Consider the following 18,788-nt stretch of genomic DNA (forward strand, 5'->3'; position numbering starts at 1 on the left):
GGCGAAACATGGCGAACACATGTGGCGGGCCAAATAGCGCCATCGAGAACACCACGCCAAGGAGCTCCACCATGTACAAGACTCTGTCCAAACCGTTCGCTGTCTCCGTGCTGGCTGCCGTGCTGCAACTGGGTGCCTGGGCCAACGCCAGCGCCGCCGACACCGCCGCCAACCAGGTGGCGCCCATCACCGTGGGCAGCCACACCTCGTTCGGCGCGCTGAAACACGTGAAGGCCGGGCTGCTGGACGTGGCCTACGCCGAAGTGGGGCCGGCCGATGGCCCGGTGGTGATTCTGCTGCACGGCTGGCCGTACGACATTCACAGCTACGCCGACGTGGCGCCGGCGCTGGCCGACAAGGGCTACCGCGTGCTGATCCCCTACGCCCGCGGCTACGGCGACACCCACTTCCTCTCGGCCAAGACCCCGCGCAACGGCGAACCCGCCGCCCTGGCCCAGGACCTGATCGACTTCATGGACGCCCTGCACATCAAGCAGGCGGTGCTGGGCGGCTACGACTGGGGCGCGCGCACCGCCGACATCGTCGCCGCGCTGTGGCCCGAGCGCGTCAAGGCACTGGTGGCGGTGAGCGGCTACCTGATCGGTGGCCAGGAAGCCGGCAAGGCGCCGCTGCCACCGGCCGCCGAACTGCAGTGGTGGTACCAGTTCTACTTCGCCACCGAGCGTGGCCGCCTGGGCTATGAAAAGAACACCCACGACTTCGCCAAGCTGATCTGGAAGCTGGCCTCGCCGAAGTGGAACTTCGACGACGCCACCTACGACCGCAGCGCCGCCGCCCTGCAAAACCCCGACCACGTGCCGGTGTCGATCTTCAACTACCGCTGGCGCCTGGGGCTGGTGAAGGGCGAGGCACGCTACGCCGCCGTGGAGCAGAAACTCGCCGCCTCGCCGGCCATCAGCGTGCCCACCATCACCCTGGAAGGCGACGCCAACGGCGCCCCGCACCCACCGGCCGAGGCCTACGCCAAGCGCTACACCGGCAAGTATGACTTCCGCCTGATCAGCGGCGGCGTTGGCCACAACCTGCCGCAAGAGGCACCCCAGGCGTTTGCCCAGGCCATCGTCGACGCCGACCACCTGTAAGCGCACGGAGGCGTCATGACATTCAAATCACTCGTGATGGGTTGCGCCCTGGTCGCCAGCGGCGCGGCCCTGGCCGCAGGCCCGCTGTCGCCGATCTACGGCGTGGCGCTGCCCGACGGCTACCGCAAGTGGGCGTTGGTAGCCCCGGCCCAGGAGGCTGCGCCGTTGAACGAACTGCGAGCGGTGCTGGGCAATGACATCGCCATCAAGGCTTACGAAGCTGGCAGCCAGCCGTTCCCCGACGGCACGGTGCTGGTCAAGCTGGCCTGGAAGCACGTGCAGTCGCCGGAGTTCGAGCCGGCGTCCATCCCTGGCGCGGCCACCACGGTGCAGGTAATGGTCAAGGATTCGAAGCGCTATGCCGCCACCGGTGGCTGGGGTTTCGGCCGGTTCATCAACGGCCAGCCGGCGGACGCGGCGCAGCACCAGACCTGTTACGCCTGCCACCAGGCCAAGGTGCAGAACCACGACCTGGTGTTTACCCGATTCGCCCCGTGAACACCTAGGACGCAGCCTTCGGCAGCTGCTACGGGCAACGCCGTAGCAGCGGCCAAAGGCCGCGTCCAAGGCACCTGTGAACCACTTCAATACGGAGTCACCCATGAAAAAAGTCATCGCTGCACTGGCCTGTTCCGTCTGCCTCTCGGCCTTCGCCGAACCGGCCAAACCCACCATCGTCCTGGTGCATGGCGCCTTCGCCGATGCCTCCAGCTGGAACGGCGTGGTGAAGATCCTCGAACACGACGGCTACCCCGTGGTGGCTGCCGCCAACCCCCTGCGCGGGGTGAAGAGCGACGCGGCCGCCGTGGCCAACCTGGTCAGCAGCATTCACACGCCAGTGGTGTTGGTGGGCCATTCCTACGGCGGCAATGTAATCACCAGCGCCGCCGACCAGCAGGCCAACGTCAAGGCGCTGGTGTACGTCAGTGCCTTCGCCCCCGACGCCGGCGAAAGCGTGGCGCAGCTGGTGGGCCAGTTCCCCGGCAGCACCCTGGGCCCAACCCTGGCGCCACCGGTCAGCCTGGCCGACGGTGGCAAGGACCTGTACATCCAGCAGGGCAAATTCCACGACCAGTTCGCCGCCGACGTGCCCGCCGCCCAGGCCGCGCTGATGGCCGCCACCCAGCGCCCGCTGGCCCAAGGCGCGCTTGACGAGAAGACCGACGCGGCCGCCTGGAAGCACATCCCGTCGTGGTACATCTACGGCGACCACGACAAGAACATCCCGCCCCAGGCCATGGCGTTCATGGCCAAGCGCGCGGCGGCCAAGGCGGTGGAGGTGGTGAAGGGCGGCTCCCACGTGGTGATGGTCTCGCACCCAGACGCGGTGGCGAAGCTGATCGAGACGGCGGCAGCTGCGGGTTAGGCCTGTATTGGAAAACAGCGTGTATCTGTATCTCTTTCGCCCCAACCGAACCCGGCAAGATCGCTCCCTGACCAACGATCAAGGAGCGCCCCCCATGGATTCACTCTTGCTGCAAATGTCGCCCATCGGCCTGGTGCTCGCGTTGATTCTGCTGGTACGCCGGCCCCCGGTGCAGGCGGCATTGGCCGGTGTGGCGGGGGTGTTGCTGCTGTGGGGGCTGGGGGTGGCGGCGCCGTTCAGCGCTGCCGTCACGGCGGCCATCGCCCAGGACACCGGTATTCTGTTCCTGAGCACCGCCTGCGTGATCGCGCCAGGCCTGGCGTTTGTGCTGCTGGTGGAGCGCGGTGGTGCACCGCAAGCCATCGGCGCCTGGGTCAAGGAGCTGGGCTGGACGCCACCGGCCCAGGTGATTTTCATCGTGCTGGGGCTGGCGCCGTTGCTGGAGGCGATGACCGGTTTCGGCGTGTCGCTAATTGCCACGGTGCCCTTGTTGATGAGCCTGTTCAGCCGCCAGGCAGGGATGAAAGTCGCCTTGGCGGGCATGGTGGTCATGCCGTGGGGCACCCTGGGCCTGGCCACGGTGATTGGCGCGCAGCTGGCGCATGTACCGGTGGATGTCTTGGGCAGCCACTCGGCGCTGGTCAGTGCGCCGGTGTTTCTTGGCCTGGCCGCCGTGGCGCTGTGGCAGGCTGGCGTTCGCCACCTGCTGGCGTGGCTGGGGCTGTTGCTGGTGGCGGCACTGTTCGTGACGGTGCTGTTCAGCGTCAACCGCTGGCTGGGGCCGGAGGTGGCCGGGGTGCTTGCGGGGCTGGCGGTGGCGGCGGTTGGGCTGGGGCTGGCGGCGGTGCAGCGCAAGCGCCTGGTCCGTTGGCCGCAGGCGGCGTGGCCGTACCTGGCGTTGCTGGCGGTGATCATCGGCTTGCGCGGTCTGTTCCTGCTGTCGGGTTGGGACGGCGCCTGGGTGGTCAGGGGCGAGCATGTGGCGTGGAAGCCGCTGGCCTCACCGGGCGTTGCGCTGGTGCTGGTGACGATGTTGATGGCGATGCGGCAGGGCGCTGCCGAAGGGTTCCCGTGGGCGGCGTTGGTCAAGCGCGCGAAGTTTCCGCTGGCGACCATATTCCTGTTCCTGCTGTTGTCCCAGGTGATGGTCAACGCCGGCTTCCTGTTGGAAGCACAGCGTTCCCTGCAGTCGCTGTCGGGTGTGGCGCTGGCACCCACCGTGGCGCTGCTGGCAGGCCTTGCCGGCTACGTCACCGGCTCCAACGTGGGCGGCAACACCCTGGTCATGCCTTCCATTGCGGCGCTGGGCGTGGCGCACGGGCCATGGCTGGCAGCCATGGTCAACAGCGCCGCCGGGCATGGTGCGTTGGGTTCGCTGTCGATTCTGTCGCTGGTCACCGGGCTTGCGGGCGCCAACCGCGAGGAGGAGCACGCGCTGGTGCGGTTCGCCTTCGGCCTGGTGGTGTTCAACGTGATCATCGTTGCTGCAAGCGGCATCGCTTTGCTTTACCTTGCGCCAGGTAATGCCTAGCTGACAGACGAGCGCCCATGGACAGGATCGAAAAACAGCAGAAGCGCTGGCGCACCGTCAAGGACTGGATCGTGCGCCAGATCGACAGCCACGAGTGGCAGCCAGGTGCCCGGCTGCCCTCGGTGCGCGAACTGACGCGGCTGTTCGGCACCAGCATCACTACCGTGCAACGGGCGTTGGCCGAGCTGGAGGCCAGCGCTTATGTGCTGGCCACGCCACGGGTGGGCTATTTCGTGGCGGCGCCAGGCACAGCGGCAAGCCCTGCGCCGCACGATTTCTCCAGTGTCACGGTAAACGTCAACCAGGCGGTGGTGGCCATGCTCGCCCAGGCCGCCAACCCCGCGACGCTGTCGCTGAGCTCGGCGGTGCTGCATGACGAACTCACCCCGCAGGTGTTGCTGAACAAGTGCCTGGCGGCCCTGGCCGCGCAAGCACAGGTTTCCCTGGCGGGGCTGGTGCCGCCGCCGGGCCTGCCGGCGCTGCGCCGGCGCATTGCCGGGTTGATGCTGGCGCGCGGCGTGGCCTGCGGGCCCGACGATATTCTCATCACCTCCGGCGACACCATCGCCCTGGAGCTGGCGCTGGAAGCCGTGGCGCCCAAGGGCGCCACCGTGGCCATCGAGACGCCCACCTACTACGGCATCCTGCAGACCATCGAGCGCCTGGGCATGCGCGCGCTGCCCCTGCGCACTCACCTGGCAACGGGGATCGATATCGACCACCTGCAAGAGGCGCTGGCGCAGAAGAAAGTCGATGTGATTTTCCTCAACCCCACCCTGCAGAACCCCTGCGGTTTCATCATGCCCGAGGGGCACCGGGCACGGCTGTCGGTTTTGGCATGCGAGGCGGGCGTGCCGATCATCGAGGACGATATCTTCTTCGACCTGGTCCCTGAACAGGCGCGCCCGCGTGCCTTGAAAAGCTACGACAGCAGCGGGCAGACGATCTACTGCGCGTCCTTCTCCAAGACCATTGCGCCCGGCTACCGCGTGGGCTGGTGCGTGGCCGGGCGCTACCGCGCGGCCATCCTGGCGCAGATGTTCGCGCGCAACCTGGCGGTTTCAAGCCTGGCGCAACACGTGCTCGACGCGTTCATCGGCCGCGGCTACCTGGCGCCGCATTGCGCGCGGCTGCGCACGCACCTGGCCAGCCTTGGCGAGTATGTGGCGGGGGTGGTGAGCACCCGCTTTCCCCCCGGCACGCTGTACCAGCCGCCAGCGGGCGGCTTCATTCACTGGGTGAGGCTGCCTGCGCATACCGACATGGCGTTGCTGCGCAGGCTGGCCGGGGAGGGCGGCTGCCATGTGGCGGGCAGCGGCATCTTCTCTGCCGATGGCGCCGACAGCACGGCCATTCGCCTGTGCCTAGGGCGCACGCTGTCGCCCCAGGTGGCGCGTTGTTTCGAGGTGCTCGCGCGCTGTGCGTGGCAGGCGGGGGGTGGGCTTCAGCCGCAGGCCGGTTGCGCAGTCGCCCTGCCTGCCCTGCGCAAATAGAGCACCTGCACGCTGACGCCGATGATCAGCAGCACCAGCAGGCCGCCTTGCACACCCACCAGCAGCGGTGCGTGCGGGTCGGTCACGATGGGGTGGCCGTCCGGCACACGGCGCAAGGTTTCGGACACGGTGGGCAGCATCAGCAGGAACGCCGTCAAGCTCAGCAGGATGGTTTCCAGGTAAACCCGCGCGCGCCCCAGCCACGGTAGGCGCCCCGCGGCATAGCCCGCCAGCAGCACCACCAGGGTCACCGCGCCGATGATGTTGCTGACCGGTTGGTGCGCCACCAGGAACACGGTGCAGGCACCGATCACCATTGACACCAGGTACAGCCGCCCTGGGGTCGAGCGCGGCACGATGCGCCCATGGCGCCAGAACATGTAGGCGGCCAGCGGAACCGCCGGCAGGCTGCCGAGGGTGTGGAGCCAGCCAAGGGGGGAAATACCGAACATGTGAATAGCTTCCGTGTAGTTGGATGAAAGGCACAGTCACCTGCGTGGCGGCCGTGCATGGATATCGTCTGAAACGCGTTATGCTTGTTGCTCAGATTAACCATGGCATGGCCGGGCAGACATGATGGATTCCCTTGAAAGCTTGATCATTCATCCGGAAATGCAGTTGGAAGGTTTCACCGCGGCGGACCTGCTGTCCCAGGTGCTGGCGAAAATTCGCCTCACGGGCGACCGCGTCTATTCGGCCGTGGTGCCAGCGGGGGACGCGTTGGTGCTGGATGAAAAAAGCGCCCATGTGTGCATGCTACGTGACGGCCAGCTGCAGATTCGCCATGGCGATCAGCCCGCAAAAACAGTACGGCAGGGCGACATCCTGCTGTTGCCGCACGCACTGTCGGGGCTGGACATCACGGCGGGCGAGGGGCGTGCCGAGGTCGTGGTCTGCCGGTTCTGGTTCGACGCCAGCAGCTTCGAAGCCATGGTGTTCAGCCTGCCGTGGCTGATCCACCTCAGCCATGCCGACGCTGCGGCGTGGTCGGAAGGCATCCTGCATTTCATGTTGCTGGAAACCAACGACACGCAACCGGGCGGGGCATTGATGGTGTCACGGCTCATCGACCTGGTGGTCATTCGCATCCTGCGCACCTGGGTGCAGCAAGGCGCGGCCGCCGGCTGGCTCAAGGCCTTGTCCGACCCCCGCGTTGCGCGGGCGTTGAAAGCTATCCACGAAGCGCCCGGCCAGCCGTCGAGCATCGCTGCGCTGGCGGCGGTTGCGGGCATGTCGCGTTCCAACTTCTGCGAGCGTTTCAACGCACTCGTGGGGCGGCCGCCGTTGCGCTACCAGAACGAGTGGCGCCTGGCGCTGGCGAAAACCATGCTGCTGCAGGGCCGCCACCGGGTGGGCGAGGTGGGCTTTGCCGTGGGCTATGAATCGGAAGCCGCGTTCAGCCGTGCCTACAAGGCGTTTTTTGGCCGCGCGCCGCGTGACGACAACGCCTGGGCTGCCGATGAAGGGCAGGGGTGAGGTGGCCGTAACGAGGCGCCAATAACCCCAGGTTATCGCCCAATGGAATGTTGTCATTGGGCAAACCCGACCACGCTGACTAGAGTGCAACGACGCCCGTGCCCCGGCATGCAGGCGTCAACCGCTCAAAGAGGCGTGTCATGAAAACAATAAAAAGCTTCAAGACGCTGACCATCGTTTTTCTGTTCATGATCGGCGTGGTCAACTACCTGGACCGCAGCGCGCTGTCCATCGCCAACACCTCCATCCAGCACGACCTGGCCATCAGCCCCACGCAGATGGGCTTCCTGCTGTCGGCGTTTTCCCTGGCCTATGCGTTTTCACAGCTGCCCATGGGTGCGCTGATCGACCGCCTGGGCAGCAAGCTGGCGCTGGGCGGTTCGCTGATAGTGTGGTCGCTGGCGCAGGCCGCGTTCGGCCTGTTCAGCGGCTTCGGCCACCTGCTGGGCATGCGCGTGCTGCTGGGCATCGGCGAGGCGCCGGTGTTCCCCTCGGCGGCCAAGGCGCTGTCAGAGTGGTTCGACACCCAGGAGCGCGGCACCGCCACCGGCTGGGTGTGGTCGGCCACCTGCATCGGCCCGTGCCTGGCACCGCCGCTGCTGACGTTGTTCATGGTGCACCTGGGGTGGCGCGGCATGTTCGTGCTGACTGGCATCATCGGCCTGGTGCTGGCGGCGTGCTGGTTCACGTTCTACAAGAGCAAGGCGCAGTACATGGCCGAGACTGGCCGTACCGAGCCACAGCCTGTGGTGGCGAAAACCGCGCCCAAGCTGCGCTGGTCGGCGCTGCTGCGCGACCGCAATACCTGGGGCGCCTTCCTGGGCTTCATGGGCGTGATCTACATGATCTGGCTGCACCTGACCTGGATGCCCGGCTACTTCGAGAAGGCCCACGGCCTGGACCTGTACCGCACCGCGTGGGTGGTGTCGCTGGCCTACCTGTTCGGCGCCGCCGGCACGGTGGTGGCGGGCAAGGCCTGCGACGCCCTGGTGGCGCGCGGCATGAAGGTGCTGGCCAGCCGCAAGCTGGTGATCATCACCGGCCTGCTGGGCGGGGCGCTGTTCACCCTGATCGTCGCCTTCGCCAGCAACCTGGCGGCGTGCGTGGCCTTGCTGTGTGCGGCGCTGTTCTTCATCAACATCTCCAGCGCCACGGCGTGGATGATCGTCAACACCATTGTGCCGTCGGAGCGGGTGGCGTCGTTTGGTTCCATCCAGAACTTCGGCGGCTACCTGGCAGGCTCCATCGCACCGATCCTCACCGGCTTCAGCGTGCAGCAGAGCGGCTCGTTCTCGTCGGCGTTCGTGATCAGCGCGGTGGTGGCGACCTGCTCGGCGCTGGCCTACCTCATCCTCCTCAAGGATCCCAACACCCCCGTAGCAGCTGCCGCAGGCGGCGTCCGGGCCCAGGCGCGGTCGGCCTGATACACCGCGGCGGCCGTGACGCGGCCTGCGGCCGCTGCGACAGGTTTCGTAGCAGCTGCCGCAGGCGGCGTCAGGAGTGGCGATCAATACCGCCAATGCCCCGGCACCCACACCCAACGGCCTGGGCCCCAACGGTAGTGGCCCGGCACCCAGTGGTACCCCGGCGCCGGCATCACCGGCACCACTTCCACCGGCGGTGGCGGGCGGCGTGGGTGGACGGGTTCGACGATACAGCCAGACAGCGATGCCGCCACCAGGGTGGCGATGATGGCAGCCTTGAAAGTCTTGAACATGGGAGGTTCCTTGCGTAAGCCATAGCCACGCCGGTTCGGCGGGCTTGCAAGGTTTAACGCCGGCGGCGGGAAAATCCGTCGCCTTATGGCTGCGGCCTGTTGGCCTTGCCCTGGCCGCGCAGGTACATGGACTTGGCCAGCTGTTCGCGCTCGTCTGCCGGCAGGGTGGCGGCGAAGTCGGCCAGGCTGGTTTCGACCCGGGCGCGCAGGGCCAGGTCGGCGTCGCGGGCGCGGCCCAGGTCGGCCACCAGGGCGTCGCGGTCGAGGGTGGGCGCGCGCAGTTGCTGCATCACGTCCTGGCGCGCCTGGCGCCCGGCCAGTATCAACGGCTGGCTCTGCTCGCGAGTTTCGCGCAGCAGGCGCCGCAGTTCATGGCGGCGCTGCACCGGCAGTTGCACCATCACCTGGCGCAGCCCGTGCTGCACCACCGGGCCGACCACGGGCGCCGGGTGCGACAGCCATTGGTAGGCGCCGCCGGCCACGCCGCCGATGAGGAACACGTTGAGCACCAGCGAGGCGGCCAGCCAGGGCTTGAGTGGGCTACGGGCTTGAGTCATTGTTCGCTGTCCTCGGTACTGATGGAGTAGACGATATCGGCATCGTTTTGGTCGAAAATGCTCGGCAAGGCTTCCGCGCCGTTGCCCATGGACAGGCTCAGCGACACCGCCAGCATGCCCGCCGCGATACCGGCCAGGCCCACGCCCAGCAGCCCCAGCCGCGACCACAGGGTCTGGTGGCCACGCCACAGTGAACGCCGCGGCGCCAGCGCCGCGGACGCAACAATGCGGTGTGCCAGGGCAGGGTGGGGCGCGGGCAGGCGGTGGCTGTCCAGCAGGGTGTCCAACGCCAGCGCCTGGGCCAGGCTGGCGCGGGCCTGGGCATCGCCGCTGTCCAGCAGCGCGCGCGCCGCCGGCTGTTCGGCGGCGGGCCAGCGGCGCAGGTTGGCGCCGTAGGCATCGGCCAGGTACTCAAAGCGTTCAGGCGTCATGCTGTTTTCCTCCCGGGCCAACCGGTTCGGCGAGTTGCTTGCGCAGGTTGCGCCGGGCTCGCGATAGCAGGCTTTCCAATGCCTCGACGCTGATGTCCATCAGCGCCGCTGCCTCGATGTTCGACAGTTCCTGGTAGTACTGCAGCACGATGGCCTCGCGCTGGCGGTCGGGCAGGGCGGCCAGGGCGGCGGCCATGCGCGCTTGCTGGTCGCTGGCCAGCAGCTGGTCCTCGGGGGCGCCGGCCGGGTCGGCCAACTGCTCCAGCGTCGCGTCGTCGAGGCCGTGGGCCTTGCGGCGGCGCAGGTGGTCGTAGCACAGGTTCAGGGCCACCCGGTGCAGCCAGGTGTCGAACCGCGCCTGGCCGGGGCGCCAGCTGGCAGCCTGCTTCCAGATGCGCAGAAAGCTCTCCTGGGCCACGTCGCGGGCTTCGTCGGCATCGCCCAGCAGGCGGCTGGCCAACGCCAGCAGGCGGGGCAGCTTGCGCGACACCATCTCGTTGACGGCCGCCGGTTCGTTGTTGCCGATGCGGGCCAGCAACTCCACGTCCGGGTCAGTTTCGTTCAATCGCACGTCTCGGTGAGTGGGCGGGGCGTTAGCTCGAATAACGCCTGGGCGCGGGCATTACCCGCACCCAGGCAGGGCTTCAGCGGGCCCAGTGGCCGTCCACCCAGCGCCAGCCCGGGCCGCGCTGCGCCCAGTGGCCAGGGATCCAGTGGCCGCCACGCATCATCGGCTGCCAGTGCCCCGGGACCCACTCGTAGTGGTTGCCGGCCCAGCGCCAGTGGCCCTGGTCCCAGGCGTAGCCGGGGCGCTCGCGGGGGAACATCTCGGCGCGCGGGGGCGGCGGCGCCTGGCGAATGATGATCTCGGGTTCGGCGAACGCCGGCACGCTCATCAGCGAAGCCAGCGCAAACGGGATGATCAGGACATAGCGTAGTTTGGCCAGAGGTCGGGCAAGTCTCATGACAACTCCTTCAAGCGCGTTCGACGGTGAACGCTGCTGATGGGTTTAACGGCCAGGTCGGCGCAATCCGTCGCACGAAAATGAAATTTTTTTCGGCGACGGATTTCACCCCCGTCCGGCGTTCAAAACAGTAACCGCCCGCCATGGGCGCTTGCCCCAACCAGAGGAATACCATCATGACCCGCCGCCTTGCCGTGCTGTTGACCGTGATCATGCTGACCAGCGTGAGCGGTTGTGTGTTTGTCCCGGGCCATCGCCATTGCTGCTGGCGCTATGGCGCCATCGAACAACCTTCTGCGGTCGCCAATCTAGCGTAGCAGTGGCCTGCGGCCGCGTCCCACGGGTGATGGGCGGGGCCAGGGTGTGTTAGTTTCGTGCTGGCACGCTAATTACCCGCAGGAGCACCCGTGATGAGCAAGCTGGACTGTGCCGCCCTGGCCGCCATGATCGACCACACCCTGCTGGCGGCCGACGCCGCCAGCGCCCAGGTCACCCAGCTGTGCCAGGAGGCGCGGCTGCACGGCTTCCACGCCGTGTGCGTGAACTCGGCCCAGGTCTACCACGCGGCGCAACGGCTGCGCGGCAGCGGCGTGAAGGTGTGCGCCGTGGTGGGCTTCCCCCTGGGGGTGTGCGTGAGCCAGGCCAAGGCCTTCGAGGCCGAGTGCGCCATCGCCGCCGGTGCCACGGAAATCGACATGGTGTTGAACATCGGCTGGCTCAAGGAAGGCCTGTTCGACCATGTGCGCGAGGACATCGCCCAGGTGCTGCACGCCTGTGGCGGCGTGCCGTTGAAAGTGATCCTGGAAACCTGCCTGCTCGACGACATCCAGAAAATCCGCGCCTGCGAAATCTGCCGCGACCTGGGCGTGGCGTTCGTCAAGACCTCCACCGGTTTCGGCAAGGCCGGGGCGACCGTGGCCGACGTGGCGCTGATGCGCCGTATCGTCGGCCCGGGCGTGGGTGTCAAGGCCTCCGGCGGTGTACGCGACGCAGCCACCGCGCTGGCGCTGATCGAAGCCGGCGCGACGCGCCTGGGGTGCAGCGCCAGCGTTGCCATCGTCAGCGGCAATTGACTGTAACCCCCCGTAGCAGCGGCCGCCAGGCCGCGTCCGCAAGCGCCGCGTGCTTTCAGGCCCACCGCGTTGCAGCTGGACGCCGCCTGGCGGCAGCTGCTACGGGTAGCTGTCAGAGGGTCAGGGCGTAGAACTTGCTGTCCACGGCCATCAGCGGGAACGAGGCGGGCAGGTTGTGCTTGGCCACTTCGTGGAAGCCGTGTTTCTCGTAGAAGCGGTGCGCGGCGAGGAACTGTGCGGTGGTGCCCAGCAGGATCTGCTGCACGCCGCGTGCGCGGGCGGCTTCCAGTAGCGTGGTGAGCAGGCGTGAGGCGGTGCCGTACGCGGCGCCGCGATAGGCTTGCGCGACGAACATCTTGCGCAGGGCGGCGCGGCCTTCGCCAATGTCTTTCAGGCCGATGGTGCCCACCACTTCCTCGCCGGCCTTGGCCACCCAGAAATCACCGTTGCCCTGCTGGTAGAACTCGCCGATGGCGCGCAGGTCCGGCTGGTCGGCGGCGGTGATGGGGATGCCGAATTCGGCTTGCTGGATCGGCAGGATAACGTTGATTACGCCGGGTTCGTCGGTAGGCTGGAAACGGGTTATTTGCAGGGGCTGGTTGGGGTGGGCCATGGTGGGGGTCCGAGGCAAAAAAGTGCAGTTTGCCCAGCACGTTGGGTGCATTCAAGTAGCACCAGCATTGGTCGCGCCGCGAACCGCTGTTGACCTTGACCTTGATCCCGTGCGGCCTTTGATCTTGATTGTGTGCCCCATAAAGCGCCAGGGCCGACTGGAGGCGGCGCTCAAGCGGTCCACGGCGTAGCCGGGGAAGACGGAACCGGAGGCGCTTCTATTCCGGGCCGTCGGCCGCTTGGGCGACGCCGGAGGGAGGGGACCCGCAGCGAAGCGTAGGGACCAAGCAGGGGCAAGCCTTTTTTGCTTACTTTTTGTGGCGTTTGACAAAAAGTGAGCCGGCGTAAGGCCGGAAAGGTGATTCTGCATCACCCTCGGTAATGGATATGGTCACAGATTTGGTATCCCGCTTCGGCGATTTCGAACATATCCATTTTCGTGGTGCGACCACCGACCGTTTCGCCCTTACGGCGACTCCCTTTTTGGCAGTCGCCCCAAAAAGGAAGCAAAAAGGGCTTGCCCCTGCTTGGGCCCTCCGCTGCGCTACGGGTCCCCTCCTTCCGGCGTCGCCCAGGCGGCAAACGGCCCCCGCTATAAAAGCTGGCGGGTTGCCGTTTCCTTCGGCTGCGCCGAAGGGCCCTGCGGGCTGCCGCCTGGTCAACGCCTCCAGTCGGCCCGGGCGCTTTACGGGGCATACAATCAAGATCAAAAGCCAGATCAACAGCAGATCAAAAGCCAGATCAAGATCTAGATCAAGCGCCGGATCACAAGCCGGATCACAAGCGTGGCAGCTTGCTGCGTACTTCCCGCCCGGGCGGGTGACTGGGGATATGTAAGCGAAACATTACCAATTACTTCTCCCTCCCGTAACCCACCTGTCATCTGCGCTACCTACCATCAGCCCCCACAAACGCAAGCCCCGGGCCAGAAACCCCGGCGGCCCCCGCAGCGCATATGGACAGCAGTCCCTGGCCCACCGCCAGGGTGGGAGAGTCACGACGATGCACACCGCTATCAGCACACCCCTGCCGTTACCCACGGTGCCGACCAAGCTACCGGCCCGCGCCGTGAAGGTGGCCGCGGTGGTGGCCGTGCACGTGCTGGCGCTGAGCTGGTTTGGCCGTCAGGCGCCCGCGCCGCTGGCGGTCAGCCAGCCGCGCACGCTCTATGCGTCGGTGATCAATGAACCTGCGCCAGCCCCGGTCGCGGCGCCACAACCGCCCGCCGCGCCGGTCACGCCGCCACCACCGCCGCCAACGCCTGTGGCCAAGCCGCTAGCCAAGCCCGTGGCCAAGGCGCCGACACCACGGCCCGTGGCCGCCGCCAAGCCAACGCCAGCGCCCACCCCAACACCCGCGGTCGCTGCCGTCGCCGCCGCACCTGCCGTGGCCGCGGCACCCGTGCCGCCACCGGCGCCGCCGAAAACCATCACCCATGGCGTGGAATACCTGCGCGCCCCCGAGCCGCAATACCCCGACCGTGACCGCGAGGACGGCAACGAAGGCACCGTGGTGCTGCGCGTGCTGGTGGATGAAAGCGGCAAGCCGGGGCACATCGATGTGCTGCGCTCCTCGGGCTTCGGCAGCCTCGACGAGGCGGGCAGGGCGGCCGCCCGGGCGGCGCTGTTCAAGCCGTACCGCGAGGACGGCCGGGCCATGTCGGTGTACGTGATCGTGCCGCTGCGGTTCCAGCTCGACAGCTGACCGCGTCACCCTTTTTCAACCCTGAATCTCATCCCGTTGGCGGTCCTGCCAGGACAGCGCTCGGGCGCGTTTTATCCCTTTGATGACCTGGAGAGCAACACCATGCAAAATACTTCGTTAGGGCTGGACATGCTGTGGGGGCAGGCCGACGCCGTCACCCGTGGCGTGGCGCTGATGCTGCTGGCCATGTCGCTGGCGTCCTGGTACGTGATCGCCGACAAGCTGGTGCGTCTGGCCCTGTCCCGGGTGCGCACCCCGCGCCTGCTGGCCGCCTTCTGGGCCGCGCCGACCCTCAGCGACGGCCTGCGCCAGCTGGGCGGCGAGCCTTCCTATGCAGCGCTGACCCACGCCGGCGTCAGCGCCGCCACCCAGCACCGCGAGGCGCTGGACAGCGGCATGAACCCGCCGGCCTTCAGCGACTGGCTCAACCGTGCGCTGCGCCAGGCCACGCTTGGCGTGGGTGCGCGCTTGCAGGGCGGCATGGCGATTCTCGCCACCGTGGGCTCCAGCGCACCCTTCGTGGGCCTGCTGGGCACCGTGTGGGGCATTTACCACGCGCTGATGAAGATCGGCCTGACCGGCGACGCCAGCATCGACAAGGTGGCCGGCCCCGTGGGCGAGACGCTGATCATGACCGCTTTGGGCCTGGCCGTGGCCATCCCCGCCACCCTGGCCTACAACCTGCTGGTGCGCACCAACAAGCAGACCCTGGGCGAGCTGGGCAAATTCGCCTTCGAGCTGCATGACCTGCTGGTGATCGGCGCCCGCGCCACACCCCAGGGCCAGTCACCGCAACGGGCCATGCCCCGGGCCCGCGCGGAGTACGTGTGATGGCCGGCGGACTGCAGGACGAACTGGAAGACGACAGCTTCAACCCGGAGATCAACACCACGCCGCTGGTGGACGTGATGCTGGTGCTGCTGGTGATTTTCATCATCACCGTGCCGGCCATCCAGCACAGCGTCAAGATCGACTTGCCCCACGCCGCCGCCCAGCAGGACAACAAGCCGCCGGTGGCCGTGGACCTGGCCCTGGACAGCAGCGGCCACCTGCACTGGGACGACCGCGACATCAGTGACAGCGAGCTGCCGGCGCTGGTGGCCGAGGCCGCGGCGCGCCAGCCGGTGCCCGAGCTGCACCTGCGTGCCCAGCGTGACACGCCCTACGAGAAAGTCGTGCAAGTAATGGCCACCGCGCAGTCCGGCGGCCTGGAAAAAATCGGCTTCGTCACCCAGGCCGTCACCCCTTAACCCAACGCCTCGATCGCCCCTGCCCGTACCCGGGTGGGCGGCGTCGTGCGCTCATTTTTCGGTACCGTCATGCGTCGCAACCACCCGTTCCACCCGTTGTCCCTGCGCACCGGCGCAGGCCTTGCCGCCTTCGCCCTGGCCCCGTCGATCTGGGCGGCCGACCCGGCCCCGGTCATCGATGACAGCCTGCTGGCAACCTTGCCCCAGGTCACCGTCAAGGCCGCCAAGGCGAAGAAGCCCGACCTGCACAAGCAGATGTCCAGTGGCGCCCTGGGCAGCAAGGCGGCCATCGACACGCCATTCTCGCTCAAGAGTGTCAGCAGCGAAGAGATCCAGCAGCGCCAGGCCGGCATCCTCTCCGAGGCGGTGAAGTACGACGCCTCGGTGACCTCCATCAGCTCCAGCTACGGCACCCACCCGGCCACCCTGGCCGTGCGCGGCCTGCCCCTGGATGACCTGAACGGCTACAAGGTGGACGGCATGGCCAACATCAACCGCGGCGTGGAAATGCCCCTGGAGATGTTCGACAGCGTCGAAGTGCTCAAGGGCCTGTCGGGCTTCATGTACGGTTTCGGCAGCCCCGGCGGCATCGTCAACTACGTGACCAAGCGGCCGACCGACAAGAGCATCTTCAGCGTCGACGCCGGCTACCAGTCCGACAACGTCTACAAGGAGCACGTGGACGTTGGCGGCCGCCTGGACGACCCGCGCTTCGGCTACCGCCTGAACCTGGTGCACGAGGAGGGCGACGCGGCCAGCGGCGGCTCCTCGGTGAACCGCACGGCAGTGGGCCTGGCGCTGGACGCGAAGTTGACCGATGACCTGACCCTCAACTTCGACACCCTGTACCAACAGCGCACCACCTCTGGTGGCACCGACATCGTGGTCAGCCCCTCGTACTCGCTGCCCAAGGCCATCGACGGCAGCAAGCGCCTGTACAGCAACGGCTCCTACACCGACGTCGACTACAGCCTGTCGACGCTGTCGGCCACCTACCAGTTCAACCCCAACTGGCAGGGCAAGCTTGCGTACCGCTACAGCGACTCGGACCGCCGCTACGTGAAGGACCAGTACCAGATCAGTAGCAACAGCGGCAATTACTCCGACAAGGTCACCTCCGAATACCACGGCTACGAATACAACGACGCCATGGGCACCCTGGAGGGCAAGTTCGACACCGGCTGGTTCAGCCACGACGTGGTGCTGGGCGGCAGCTACTCGCAGCTCGATTCGCGCAAGTCGGTGAACACGCCCAAGACCACCGTCGGCAAGGGCAACCTTTACGACCCGACGATTTTCTCGGTCTATGACATCGACTACAGCGGTGGCACCTACGGCGACGACCAGATCAAGGAGAGCGCGGTCTTCGCCAGCGACACCATCGGCCTGGGCGAGCAGTGGTCGTTACTGCTGGGCCTGCGCAACGAAACCTTCCGCGAGATGACCCACGACTCGGCCACCAGCGACGCCGTGCGCTACAAGGCGCGCCCGGCGACGCCCACCGTGGCGCTGATGTACAAGCCGCTCAAGGACCTCACCGCCTATGTCAGCTACGTCGAGTCGCTGGAAGCGGGCGGCACCGCGCCCACCGGCACGGTCAACGAAGACAGCACCCTGGGCCCGCTGCGCAGCAAACAGTATGAGATCGGCATGAAGGTGCAGCGCCGCAACTGGAGCGCCACCGCCGCCGCCTTCCGCATCGACCGCGGCGCGGAATACACCAACAGCCAGAACGAATACGTGCAGAGCGGCACCATCCGCTACCAGGGCCTGGAGCTGAACGCCAGCGTCGACCCCATCGACAGCCTGACCCTCGAAGGCAGCGTCATGTCCCTGGACTCCGAGTACCTGGACGCAGGCGACGTCGACGGCAACCGCGCCGCCGGCGCCGCCCACTACCAGGCCGCCGCCCAGGCCACCTACCGCATTGGCGCGTTGCCGGGCCTGTTCGTGCGTGCCGGCGCCCAACGCATCGGCCCCATGGCGGTGGACTCGGGCAACGTCAACACCCTGGACGCCTACAACCTGTTCGACGCCGGCGGCGGCTACCGCATGAAGCTCGCCGGCGGCCACGCGCTGACCTTCGGCGCCAACGTCACCAACCTGGCCAACAAGAAATACTGGACCTGGTACCAGGAAAACTACCTGCAACCCGGTTCGCCTCGGACCCTGAGCGTGAATGCCCGTTATGACTTCTAAACCGCTGCGCCTGTTCACCCTGGCCCTGGCGCTGGCAAGCAGCGCCATTGCCCATGCCGATACCCTCGACACCCATGGCCTGCGCCTGGACAAGGTGGTGCTGGTGATGCGCCACGGCATCCGCCCGGCCACCGACACCGCGGCGCTGGACGCCGGTTCTGGCAAGCCCTGGCCGAGGTTCGCGGTGGCTGACGGCCAGTTGACCGAGCATGGCCGCGCCGCGACGGTGCTGCTGGGCCAGTGGCAACGCGGCTACCTGAAGGAGCAGGGCCTGCTGGCCGCCGACGGTTGCCCCGGCGCCGGCCAGGTGTACCTGTTGGCCAGCCCGGCGGCGCGCACCCGCGCCACCGGCAAGGCGCTGCTGGACGGCATGTTCCCGGGCTGCCAGGTGCCGGTGCACCACGGCCGCGCCAGCCAGGACCGGCTGTTCCACGCCAGTGAAAACGGCCTGGGCGCGCTGGACCGCCAGCAGGCCGAGCAGGCCATGCTTGGCGCCATGGGCGGCAGCCCGCAGGCGGCGCATGACCGTTACAGCGCGGCGTTGTTGCGCATGCAGCAGGTGGTCGGCGTGCCGGCCACTTGCGCCAAGGGCAAACCCTGCGCGCTCAGCGAGCAGGCCTGGGGCCTGAAGCAGAAGGGCAGTACTGTGAAGCTCAGCGGCCCGCTGAGCTTGGGCGCGGCCATGGCCGAGACCATCCGCATGGAGTACGCCGAAGGCATGCCGTTGCCCCAGGTGGCCTTCGGTCACGCCACCAATGCGGCGCAAGTGGCCGGCCTGATGGAACTGCGCAGCGGCAAATATGCTCTGACTCAGCACCTGCCCTACATTGCCAGGCGCGGCGCCTCGCAATTGCTGCACCAGGTGCTGTTGGCGCTGGCGCAGGCCGACCGGTCGCTGGCCGGTGGCCCGCCGCCTGCGTCGTGGCTGGCCTACGTGGGGCATGACAGCAACATCGCGCAGTTACGCACGCTGCTGGGCTTTGACTGGAAGATTGCCGAGTACCCGCAAAACGATGCGGCGCCCGGCGGCACGTTGTTGTTCGAACGCTGGCTGGACCCGCGCGACGGCCAGCGCTACGTGAGCCTGGCGTACGTGGCGCAGAGCCTGGACCAGTTGCGTGACCTGAGCCACGCCGCGCCGTACCGGGTGCAGTTCAGCGGCCCGGACGGCAAGGCGCTGATACCCCTGGCGCAGTTCGAACAGGCCATGGCTGCGCGTATCGACAGTACCGCCACCGAGCCGCAGGCCTATGCTGATGAATAAACCCTGAAACCGAGGTGAGGATTGAGCCAGCTGAAACACGTTTTACT

Annotated in this window: 22 protein-coding genes; 14 read left to right on the plus strand and 8 right to left on the minus strand. The window is 67.3% G+C overall.

The features are described from left to right. The first annotated feature begins 71 nt into the window (after positions 1-71). From RAM80_RS27205 to RAM80_RS27225, 5 genes are all read left to right on the plus strand, one after another. Entirely contained in the window at positions 72-1,103 is a 1,032-nt protein-coding gene (locus RAM80_RS27205) for an alpha/beta fold hydrolase (RefSeq protein WP_416423475.1), read from the plus strand. Positions 1,104-1,139: 36 nt separating this feature from the next. Next, positions 1,140-1,601, plus strand: a complete 462-nt coding sequence (locus RAM80_RS27210; RefSeq protein ID WP_416427573.1) for a cytochrome P460 family protein — start codon at positions 1,140-1,142, stop codon at positions 1,599-1,601. A gap of 103 nt (positions 1,602-1,704) precedes the next feature. Continuing rightward, positions 1,705-2,469, plus strand: a complete 765-nt coding sequence (locus tag RAM80_RS27215; protein WP_416423476.1) for an alpha/beta fold hydrolase — start codon at positions 1,705-1,707, stop codon at positions 2,467-2,469. Between the two features lie 94 nt (positions 2,470-2,563). Then, positions 2,564-4,000 (plus strand): transporter, encoded by a 1,437-nt coding sequence (locus tag RAM80_RS27220; protein ID WP_416423477.1) that lies wholly within the window; start codon positions 2,564-2,566, stop codon positions 3,998-4,000. A gap of 17 nt (positions 4,001-4,017) precedes the next feature. Continuing rightward, the gene (locus tag RAM80_RS27225; protein WP_416423478.1) at positions 4,018-5,493 is read left to right on the plus strand and encodes a PLP-dependent aminotransferase family protein; all 1,476 of its coding nucleotides are present in this window, start codon (positions 4,018-4,020) and stop codon (positions 5,491-5,493) included. Here RAM80_RS27225 and RAM80_RS27230 read toward each other — a convergent pair. Continuing rightward, complete coding sequence (locus RAM80_RS27230; protein ID WP_416423479.1) at positions 5,445-5,945, minus strand: hypothetical protein; 501 nt, start codon at positions 5,943-5,945, stop codon at positions 5,445-5,447. The two genes, RAM80_RS27225 and RAM80_RS27230, sit on opposite strands and share 49 nt — an antisense overlap. 121 nt (positions 5,946-6,066) lie before the next feature. Here RAM80_RS27230 and RAM80_RS27235 point away from each other — a divergent pair, with 121 nt between their 5' ends. Both RAM80_RS27235 and RAM80_RS27240 read left to right on the plus strand, forming a co-directional pair. Beyond that, complete coding sequence (locus RAM80_RS27235; protein ID WP_416423480.1) at positions 6,067-6,969, plus strand: cupin domain-containing protein; 903 nt, start codon at positions 6,067-6,069, stop codon at positions 6,967-6,969. A gap of 140 nt (positions 6,970-7,109) precedes the next feature. Continuing rightward, positions 7,110-8,393 carry an MFS transporter gene (locus RAM80_RS27240; protein ID WP_416423481.1) on the plus strand — a complete coding sequence of 428 codons (1,284 nt, stop codon included), beginning with the start codon at positions 7,110-7,112 and terminating at the stop codon, positions 8,391-8,393. An 83-nt stretch (positions 8,394-8,476) separates the two neighbouring features. Here RAM80_RS27240 and RAM80_RS27245 read toward each other — a convergent pair whose 3' ends face one another. The 6 genes from RAM80_RS27245 to RAM80_RS27270 all read right to left on the minus strand — a co-directional run bounded on the left by RAM80_RS27245 (position 8,477) and on the right by RAM80_RS27270 (position 10,817). Continuing rightward, on the minus strand, positions 8,477-8,686 hold the full coding sequence (locus RAM80_RS27245; RefSeq protein ID WP_416423482.1) for a YXWGXW repeat-containing protein: 210 nt from the start codon (positions 8,684-8,686) through the stop codon (positions 8,477-8,479). A gap of 83 nt (positions 8,687-8,769) precedes the next feature. Further along, positions 8,770-9,243 carry a periplasmic heavy metal sensor gene (locus RAM80_RS27250; protein ID WP_416423483.1) on the minus strand — a complete coding sequence of 158 codons (474 nt, stop codon included), beginning with the start codon at positions 9,241-9,243 and terminating at the stop codon, positions 8,770-8,772. Beyond that, positions 9,240-9,674 (minus strand): hypothetical protein, encoded by a 435-nt coding sequence (locus RAM80_RS27255; RefSeq protein ID WP_416423484.1) that lies wholly within the window; start codon positions 9,672-9,674, stop codon positions 9,240-9,242. Before RAM80_RS27255 ends, RAM80_RS27250 begins: the two co-directional genes overlap by 4 nt. After that, entirely contained in the window at positions 9,664-10,239 is a 576-nt protein-coding gene (locus RAM80_RS27260; RefSeq protein WP_416423485.1) for an RNA polymerase sigma factor, read from the minus strand. The genes RAM80_RS27255 and RAM80_RS27260 overlap by 11 nt, the downstream gene beginning before the upstream one ends. 79 nt (positions 10,240-10,318) lie before the next feature. Beyond that, complete coding sequence (locus RAM80_RS27265) at positions 10,319-10,639, minus strand: YXWGXW repeat-containing protein (RefSeq protein WP_416423486.1); 321 nt, start codon at positions 10,637-10,639, stop codon at positions 10,319-10,321. 10 nt (positions 10,640-10,649) lie between these two features. Then, complete coding sequence (locus RAM80_RS27270; protein WP_416423487.1) at positions 10,650-10,817, minus strand: hypothetical protein; 168 nt, start codon at positions 10,815-10,817, stop codon at positions 10,650-10,652. Between RAM80_RS27270 and RAM80_RS27275 the strand changes: the two genes are divergently transcribed. Further along, positions 10,816-10,956 carry a hypothetical protein gene (locus tag RAM80_RS27275; protein ID WP_416423488.1) on the plus strand — a complete coding sequence of 47 codons (141 nt, stop codon included), beginning with the start codon at positions 10,816-10,818 and terminating at the stop codon, positions 10,954-10,956. The two genes, RAM80_RS27270 and RAM80_RS27275, sit on opposite strands and share 2 nt — an antisense overlap. 93 nt (positions 10,957-11,049) lie before the next feature. Further along, entirely contained in the window at positions 11,050-11,712 is a 663-nt protein-coding gene (gene deoC, locus RAM80_RS27280; protein WP_416423489.1) for a deoxyribose-phosphate aldolase, read from the plus strand. 112 nt (positions 11,713-11,824) lie between these two features. On the opposite strand, the gene RAM80_RS27285 is transcribed toward deoC, so the two are convergent. After that, positions 11,825-12,325: a GNAT family N-acetyltransferase gene (locus tag RAM80_RS27285; protein WP_416423490.1), complete on the minus strand. Its 501-nt coding sequence runs from the start codon at positions 12,323-12,325 to the stop codon at positions 11,825-11,827. Between the two features lie 1,001 nt (positions 12,326-13,326). Here RAM80_RS27285 and RAM80_RS27290 point away from each other — a divergent pair. The 5 genes from RAM80_RS27290 (at position 13,327) to RAM80_RS27310 (ending at position 18,741) form a co-directional block, all read left to right on the plus strand. Next, positions 13,327-14,028 carry an energy transducer TonB gene (locus RAM80_RS27290; RefSeq protein WP_416423491.1) on the plus strand — a complete coding sequence of 234 codons (702 nt, stop codon included), beginning with the start codon at positions 13,327-13,329 and terminating at the stop codon, positions 14,026-14,028. 102 nt (positions 14,029-14,130) lie between these two features. Next, the gene (locus tag RAM80_RS27295) at positions 14,131-14,859 is read left to right on the plus strand and encodes a MotA/TolQ/ExbB proton channel family protein (RefSeq protein ID WP_416423492.1); all 729 of its coding nucleotides are present in this window, start codon (positions 14,131-14,133) and stop codon (positions 14,857-14,859) included. Continuing rightward, complete coding sequence (locus RAM80_RS27300) at positions 14,859-15,278, plus strand: ExbD/TolR family protein (RefSeq protein WP_416423493.1); 420 nt, start codon at positions 14,859-14,861, stop codon at positions 15,276-15,278. Before RAM80_RS27295 ends, RAM80_RS27300 begins: the two co-directional genes overlap by 1 nt. Positions 15,279-15,347: 69 nt before the next feature. Beyond that, complete coding sequence (locus RAM80_RS27305) at positions 15,348-17,477, plus strand: TonB-dependent receptor (protein ID WP_416423494.1); 2,130 nt, start codon at positions 15,348-15,350, stop codon at positions 17,475-17,477. Further along, positions 17,467-18,741 carry a histidine-type phosphatase gene (locus tag RAM80_RS27310; RefSeq protein ID WP_416423495.1) on the plus strand — a complete coding sequence of 425 codons (1,275 nt, stop codon included), beginning with the start codon at positions 17,467-17,469 and terminating at the stop codon, positions 18,739-18,741. The genes RAM80_RS27305 and RAM80_RS27310 overlap by 11 nt, the downstream gene beginning before the upstream one ends. Positions 18,742-18,788 lie beyond the last annotated feature (47 nt).

The sequence above is a fragment of the Pseudomonas sp. App30 genome (assembly GCF_047947025.1).
Taxonomy (GTDB): domain Bacteria; phylum Pseudomonadota; class Gammaproteobacteria; order Pseudomonadales; family Pseudomonadaceae; genus Aquipseudomonas.

Coding starts and splice junctions, on each gene's coding strand:
- RAM80_RS27205 (WP_416423475.1), top strand. CDS start 72: ATGTACAAGACTCTGTCCAAACCGTTCGCTGTCTCCGTGCTGGCTGCC.
- RAM80_RS27265 (WP_416423486.1), bottom strand. CDS start 10,639: ATGAGACTTGCCCGACCTCTGGCCAAACTACGCTATGTCCTGATCATC.
- RAM80_RS27255 (WP_416423484.1), bottom strand. CDS start 9,674: ATGACGCCTGAACGCTTTGAGTACCTGGCCGATGCCTACGGCGCCAAC.
- RAM80_RS27290 (WP_416423491.1), top strand. CDS start 13,327: ATGCACACCGCTATCAGCACACCCCTGCCGTTACCCACGGTGCCGACC.
- RAM80_RS27225 (WP_416423478.1), top strand. CDS start 4,018: ATGGACAGGATCGAAAAACAGCAGAAGCGCTGGCGCACCGTCAAGGAC.
- RAM80_RS27285 (WP_416423490.1), bottom strand. CDS start 12,325: ATGGCCCACCCCAACCAGCCCCTGCAAATAACCCGTTTCCAGCCTACC.
- RAM80_RS27230 (WP_416423479.1), bottom strand. CDS start 5,945: ATGTTCGGTATTTCCCCCCTTGGCTGGCTCCACACCCTCGGCAGCCTG.
- RAM80_RS27220 (WP_416423477.1), top strand. CDS start 2,564: ATGGATTCACTCTTGCTGCAAATGTCGCCCATCGGCCTGGTGCTCGCG.
- RAM80_RS27250 (WP_416423483.1), bottom strand. CDS start 9,243: ATGACTCAAGCCCGTAGCCCACTCAAGCCCTGGCTGGCCGCCTCGCTG.
- deoC (WP_416423489.1), top strand. CDS start 11,050: ATGAGCAAGCTGGACTGTGCCGCCCTGGCCGCCATGATCGACCACACC.
- RAM80_RS27210 (WP_416427573.1), top strand. CDS start 1,140: ATGGGTTGCGCCCTGGTCGCCAGCGGCGCGGCCCTGGCCGCAGGCCCG.
- RAM80_RS27305 (WP_416423494.1), top strand. CDS start 15,348: ATGCGTCGCAACCACCCGTTCCACCCGTTGTCCCTGCGCACCGGCGCA.
- RAM80_RS27275 (WP_416423488.1), top strand. CDS start 10,816: ATGACCCGCCGCCTTGCCGTGCTGTTGACCGTGATCATGCTGACCAGC.
- RAM80_RS27215 (WP_416423476.1), top strand. CDS start 1,705: ATGAAAAAAGTCATCGCTGCACTGGCCTGTTCCGTCTGCCTCTCGGCC.
- RAM80_RS27295 (WP_416423492.1), top strand. CDS start 14,131: ATGCAAAATACTTCGTTAGGGCTGGACATGCTGTGGGGGCAGGCCGAC.
- RAM80_RS27310 (WP_416423495.1), top strand. CDS start 17,467: ATGACTTCTAAACCGCTGCGCCTGTTCACCCTGGCCCTGGCGCTGGCA.
- RAM80_RS27270 (WP_416423487.1), bottom strand. CDS start 10,817: ATGATGGTATTCCTCTGGTTGGGGCAAGCGCCCATGGCGGGCGGTTAC.
- RAM80_RS27300 (WP_416423493.1), top strand. CDS start 14,859: ATGGCCGGCGGACTGCAGGACGAACTGGAAGACGACAGCTTCAACCCG.
- RAM80_RS27245 (WP_416423482.1), bottom strand. CDS start 8,686: ATGTTCAAGACTTTCAAGGCTGCCATCATCGCCACCCTGGTGGCGGCA.
- RAM80_RS27235 (WP_416423480.1), top strand. CDS start 6,067: ATGATGGATTCCCTTGAAAGCTTGATCATTCATCCGGAAATGCAGTTG.
- RAM80_RS27240 (WP_416423481.1), top strand. CDS start 7,110: ATGAAAACAATAAAAAGCTTCAAGACGCTGACCATCGTTTTTCTGTTC.